This is a genomic window from Streptosporangium sp. NPDC051023, assembly GCF_040689595.1.
Taxonomy (GTDB): Bacteria; Actinomycetota; Actinomycetes; order Streptosporangiales; family Streptosporangiaceae; genus Streptosporangium.
Genome location: NZ_JBFBCE010000195.1, coordinates 1 through 3524 on the forward strand (window position 1 = coordinate 1; position 3524 = coordinate 3524).

Below are 3524 nucleotides of genomic sequence, written 5' to 3' on the forward strand. Positions count from 1 at the left end.
CGCCCACGGGCCGCCGGCGCCGGTCAGGTCCCGGATCACCACGTCGGCCTGGTACATCGACATGTGGGTGAACGCGCCCTTGCCGGTGATGTCGCGGCGACCGGCCGCGACCAGCAGGCGCTCGGCCGCGATCACGCCGTCGGCCAGGCTGATCCGGAAGCCGTCGCCGTCGTGCTCGACCCGTTCGGCCCGCGCCGACGTGCGCACGGTGACGCCTTCCGCGGCGAACGCCTTCGCCACCGCCGCGGAGGCCTCCGGTTCCTCGACGGCCAGCAGCCGGCCGGCGGCCTCGATCACGCTCACCTCGACGCCGAAGGCGTCTACCTGGTCGTCTCCGGCGTCGCCGCCGCCCGCGACCAGTTCGTGGCCCTCGGCGCCGACGTCAGCGACGTCTTCCACCCGGAGGCCCCGGGCGCTCAGTTCGGCCAGGTCCCCGACGGTCAGGCCGGAGGGCTCGCGACTGATCGTGCCAGCTACGGGTCCTTCGCGACCTTCCAGGACCCGGATGGCAACGCGTACCTGATCCAGGAGGTCACCACCCGCCTCCCCGGACGCGTCGACAGCACTACCACCTCATACGCGTCGATGCACGACCTGGCCTGCGCGCTCAGGAGGGCGGCGGCCGCGCACGGTGAGCACGAAGGTTCAGGCTCGTGGCGAGGTTGGGTACGTTCAGCAGACAGGGAGGTAGCGATCATGGACGTATATGAGGCTGTCACGAGTCGACGGGCGGTGCGCGGATTCACCGACCGGCCTGTCCCGAGGGAGGTGCTGGAGCGTGTGCTGTCCGCTGCGGCTTGGGCGCCGTCCGGATCGAACCTCCAGCCGTGGCGCACTTACGTGCTGACCGGCGGGCCGCTGGCTGAGCTCAAGAAGCGCGCTGGCAAGCGCGTGGTCGCAGGCGATCCTTGGGACGAGCGGGAGTACGAGATGTACCCGCCCGTACTGAAGTCCCCGTACCGTGAGCGCCGATCCCGCTTCGGCAAGGAGCGCTACAGCGCCCTCGGCGTCTCGCGCGAGGACTGGGAGGCACGCCAGAGGGCCGCTTCCGACAATTGGCAGGCTTTCGGCGCGCCCGCGGCCCTGTTCTGCTACATCGACCGCGACCTGGGCCGGCCCCAATGGGCCGACGTCGGCATGTATCTGCAGACCGTCATGCTGCTGCTGCGCGCCGAAGGGCTGCACAGTTGCCCTCAGATGGCGTGGTCGGTGTATCGCAAGACCGTCGCGGAGATCCTGTCGCCCCCGGACGAGCTGATTCTCTTCTGCGGCATGTCGATCGGATTCGAGGACGTCACGGTGGATTACGTCCGCACGGGCCGGGCGCCGCTCGACGAGACTGTCACGTTCATCGAGGGTCCAGTACTGCAATCGCATGCGGAGTGACGGGTGTCTCCCGCCCTTGGCCTTCGAGGAGGCTGAGTGCAGGAATTAGCGGTAGCGACCTGCAGCTTCTTCGCCTGTTAGCGATCCGTGATGGCCCGAACTCCTACGGCTCTGGCCAGCCGCCACTCTGTTGATCAGTGGGTATGTCGACGGGGTGCCAGGACCTCAGTGACCTTGGCGATGGCTTCAGCACCAGGCTTGACGTAGCGCATGGCGGTCCGCGGGTTCTTGTGCCGGGTCTTGCCCATGATGAGCTGCAGCGGCACCTCGGCCTCGCCGAGATGTGTGGCGGCACTGTGGCGCAGCTGGTGCAGATCGAGCCCGGCGTATTTGTCCAGCAGGACGCGGGCGCGGTCGTAGCCGAGGCGGGCGCGGCCGGTGTGCGGGCAGATGTCAGCGGCCGCGGGCCGCCGGGCCGGGACCGGGCGGCGTTCGGACAGAAACAGCGGGCCGTGCGTTCGCGTACTGCCGTCCGGGAGGCGGAGCAGGCGGGGCAGCAGGTGGGCGGTGCCGCTGTCCCAGTACACCCATTCGATGGCGCCACCTTTGGAGCGGACGGCGGCGCGGCGGTGCTCCAGGTCGAGGTCTTCGACGTTCAGCGCCAGGATTTCCGCTGCCCGTGCGGCCGTTTCATAGAGCATCCGCCACAACGTCTTCTCCCGCAGCGGGATATCCCGGCGCGAGAGCAGCCGGTGGATCGTGGTCTTGGCCACCGCGCGGGTCTCGTCAGCGGTTTCCTCGCGACGTTCGGCATCGGCCGGAACCGACGGTGCCGCCCAGTGCTTCTTGGTCTGGCACCAGATGAGCCAGGAGGTGACGGCGGCGCGGTTGCGGTTCCAGGTCGCTGGCGCGCTCGCCCCCCACAGCTCGGTGAGCGCGGCACCGATCTCGGCGTCAGCGACTTCGGCCAGCGGCCGGTCGCGGCCGAGCAGGGCGATGACGCGGTCGACTGCCGAGGCGTAGGCGCGGTGGGTGTTCGGGTTAGCGGTGCGCGAGGTGGCGAGGAAGGCGTCGGCGGCCGCGGCGAGGCTGACACCTCCACCGCGCAGGGCAGTGATCTTCGGCGCGGTGCTCATGCCGGCCGCCGCACGCCGTCGAGAGCGATGTACCGGATAACGTGCCGGAGTCGCGCACCGTCCCGGGGAGGAGTTCTCCTGGTCGCCGCGCCACCATGATCGCTCATGTACGTGATAATAGATCATTATCACGTACATGAGTATGGCCGGGTAGGCCGGCGTCGATGACGACGGTATCCCAGTCCTGCCCGATCAGCACGATGCGCCCGTCGGGGGCGAGCATGCGCTGTGCCTCGCCGGCCACGCGAGTGGGTCGTCCAGGAGGTGGTTCACTTCTCCGTCTACCTGAGTCCGCCGAGACGGAGGGCGTCCCTGATCTCGCTGAGTTTCGCGGTTGTTGCTGGGGTCCGCTCCTTCGCCTGCTCCCCGAGGCGGAGGGCATCCTCGATCTCGCTGAGTTTCGCGGAGGACAGGACGCCCGCTTGCTCGATCAGGTCGTCCCGGGACACCGTGGTCAGCCACGTGCAAGGAGTCATGCCTGGACGAGGGAACGCTATCCGCAGCACGCCTTCAAAGGGCAGTCCTTCCCCGGCTCCTACTGCCACTTCGACGCCCAGACCGCTGAGGTCGACGCCCGCCGGAGCGACGACCTGCATCGCCCGGATCCCGGACGCGTCGTCTCCCGACAGCAGGACGACCGGCCGCCGCTCGTCGAACGCGACCCACCAGACTTCGCCACGTTGCACATGTCCTCCTGACACTGGGTGGCAGACCCGGACGGCGGTCAGGGCATGCCTCTTGGGTGACATCGCCGCGCATCGGCGATGCGGTGCCGTGTTCGGTCGGTTCTACGAGTTCAGGGAGGACGTGTCGGCCATGGCAGCCATTCGGTCGTCGCTGGTCGTGTGTTGCTCGGCCCGACCCACACAATAGCCGCTACAACTGCACTCCCCCTCAGCGTATGAACGGCCTCCCTGCCCCGTCCAGGTCAGCCGCGGCCCAGGGGAGACCCCTAAGCGGCGTGCATCGCGACGGCGAACACATCGCCGCCCCGCTGGCCGTCTACGGTTTGTAGGGGTCCCCGTAGCAAACAGCGGAAAATCCAACGAACCGTGTGACACG

General features: G+C 68.6%; 4 protein-coding genes. 1 reads left to right on the forward strand and 3 read right to left on the reverse strand.

All coding sequences use genetic code 11. The annotated features are described in order from the left end of the window. Positions 1–399 (reverse strand): FAD-dependent oxidoreductase (locus AB0395_RS47840; protein WP_366294945.1); only part of this gene is annotated, 399 nt, incomplete at its 3' end. A 297-nt stretch (positions 400–696) separates the two neighbouring features. Here AB0395_RS47840 and AB0395_RS47845 point away from each other — a divergent pair. Continuing rightward, positions 697–1386: a nitroreductase gene (locus AB0395_RS47845; RefSeq protein ID WP_366294948.1), complete on the forward strand. Its 690-nt coding sequence runs from the start codon at positions 697–699 to the stop codon at positions 1384–1386. A 134-nt stretch (positions 1387–1520) separates the two neighbouring features. Here the strand turns inward: AB0395_RS47845 and AB0395_RS47850 are convergent, their stop codons facing one another. Further along, positions 1521–2462, reverse strand: coding sequence for a site-specific integrase (locus AB0395_RS47850; protein WP_366294951.1), 942 nt, complete (start codon positions 2460–2462; stop codon positions 1521–1523). Positions 2463–2743: 281 nt separating this feature from the next. Beyond that, positions 2744–3148 carry a type II toxin-antitoxin system PemK/MazF family toxin gene (locus AB0395_RS47855; RefSeq protein ID WP_366294953.1) on the reverse strand — a complete coding sequence of 135 codons (405 nt, stop codon included), beginning with the start codon at positions 3146–3148 and terminating at the stop codon, positions 2744–2746. Between the last annotated feature and the right edge of the window lie 376 nt (positions 3149–3524).

What these genes read in the sequence shown, in the direction of transcription:
- AB0395_RS47845 (WP_366294948.1), top strand. Translation starts at nt 697, where the DNA reads ATGGACGTATATGAGGCTGTCACGAGTCGACGGGCGGTGCGCGGATTC.
- AB0395_RS47850 (WP_366294951.1), bottom strand. Translation starts at nt 2,462, where the DNA reads ATGAGCACCGCGCCGAAGATCACTGCCCTGCGCGGTGGAGGTGTCAGC.